A 1,293-nucleotide genomic window follows, 5' to 3' on the forward strand; every position below is an offset into this window, starting at 1 on the left:
ATCAAACTCTCCAATAAAGTGTTTGATATAGCTCATAAAAGTTTGTACTATATAGTACGTTTTTGTTAATCGAAATTAACGTTGGCACGCTTGGTTTTGTTTAGTTTTCAAAGATCATTATTATATGCAACTTTTATATAATATCATCACTTATAATATTAAGCAAGTATTTTATGAAAGTATTTTTGGTGGAGCCTAGCGGGATCGAACCGCTGACCTCCTGCGTGCAAAGCAGGCGCTCTCCCAGCTGAGCTAAGGCCCCAAGATAATGTAAAAATGGTCGGGAAGACAGGATTCGAACCTGCGACCCCTTGGTCCCAAACCAAGTGCTCTACCAAGCTGAGCTACTTCCCGTTTTATGGCGCGCCCGAGAGGAGTCGAACCCCTAACCTTTTGATCCGTAGTCAAACGCTCTATCCAATTGAGCTACGGGCGCTAAGTTTTATGGTGCCGAGGACCGGAATCGAACCGGTACGGTAGTCACCTACCGCAGGATTTTAAGTCCTGTGCGTCTGCCAGTTCCGCCACCCCGGCACTTACTGGAGCGGAAGACGGGATTCGAACCCGCGACCCCCACCTTGGCAAGGTGGTGTTCTACCACTGAACTACTTCCGCTTGATATTAATGGTGCGGGTGAAGGGACTTGAACCCCCACGTCACAAGGACACTAGATCCTAAGTCTAGCGCGTCTGCCAATTCCGCCACACCCGCACGGTGTGTAAATGGTGAGCCATGAAGGACTCGAACCTTCGACCCTCTGATTAAAAGTCAGATGCTCTACCAACTGAGCTAATGGCTCATTTTATAATGAGATGTGAAAATTTGTTTCTTCTTGTTTTTGACACCCAAATCTCAGGGAGTTTATTCAAGAAGCAGCTCGATTTGTGTGCTGATGTAATGCTACGAAGTTTATTCGATCGTGCTCTACCAACTGAGCTAATGGCTCATTAATTAATAATAATAATGAGTGGTGCCGGCGAGAGGACTTGAACCCCCAACCTACTGATTACAAGTCAGTTGCTCTACCAGTTGAGCTACACCGGCTTAAATAGTATAATTGAATATTATGGTGGAGGATGACGGGATCGAACCGCCGACCCCCTGCTTGTAAGGCAGGTGCTCTCCCAGCTGAGCTAATCCTCCGGATTAGAATTGCTTTAAACAATTCTATATGTTCTTACTTGGCAACGTCCTACTCTCACAGGGGGAAACCCCCAACTACCATCGGCGCTGAAGAGCTTAACTTCCGTGTTCGGCATGGGAACGGGTGTGACCTCTTCGCCATCATCACCA

General features: G+C 46.7%; 9 tRNA genes and 1 rRNA gene. All 10 read right to left on the bottom strand.

What is annotated here, in order from left to right:
- Window positions 1-186 precede the first annotated feature (186 nt).
- A tRNA-Ala gene (locus tag LC095_RS26580) sits at window positions 187-262 on the bottom strand.
- Window positions 263-277: 15 nt separating this feature from the next.
- Window positions 278-354, bottom strand: a tRNA-Pro gene (locus LC095_RS26585).
- A gap of 5 nt (window positions 355-359) precedes the next feature.
- A tRNA-Arg gene (locus tag LC095_RS26590) sits at window positions 360-436 on the bottom strand.
- A gap of 9 nt (window positions 437-445) precedes the next feature.
- A tRNA-Leu gene (locus LC095_RS26595) sits at window positions 446-534 on the bottom strand.
- 6 nt (window positions 535-540) lie between these two features.
- A tRNA-Gly gene (locus LC095_RS26600) sits at window positions 541-615 on the bottom strand.
- 10 nt (window positions 616-625) lie between these two features.
- Window positions 626-711 (bottom strand) — tRNA-Leu (locus tag LC095_RS26605).
- A gap of 12 nt (window positions 712-723) precedes the next feature.
- Window positions 724-799: transfer RNA gene (locus LC095_RS26610), tRNA-Lys, on the bottom strand.
- A 169-nt stretch (window positions 800-968) separates the two neighbouring features.
- Window positions 969-1,044: transfer RNA gene (locus tag LC095_RS26615), tRNA-Thr, on the bottom strand.
- Between the two features lie 23 nt (window positions 1,045-1,067).
- Window positions 1,068-1,143 (bottom strand) — tRNA-Val (locus LC095_RS26620).
- Window positions 1,144-1,179: 36 nt separating this feature from the next.
- Window positions 1,180-1,293: ribosomal RNA gene (gene rrf, locus LC095_RS26625) — 5S ribosomal RNA — on the bottom strand; the annotation flags it as partial.

This window comes from Metabacillus niabensis (genome assembly GCF_020524345.1).
Classification (GTDB): Bacteria; Bacillota; Bacilli; order Bacillales; family Bacillaceae; genus Metabacillus; species Metabacillus niabensis_B.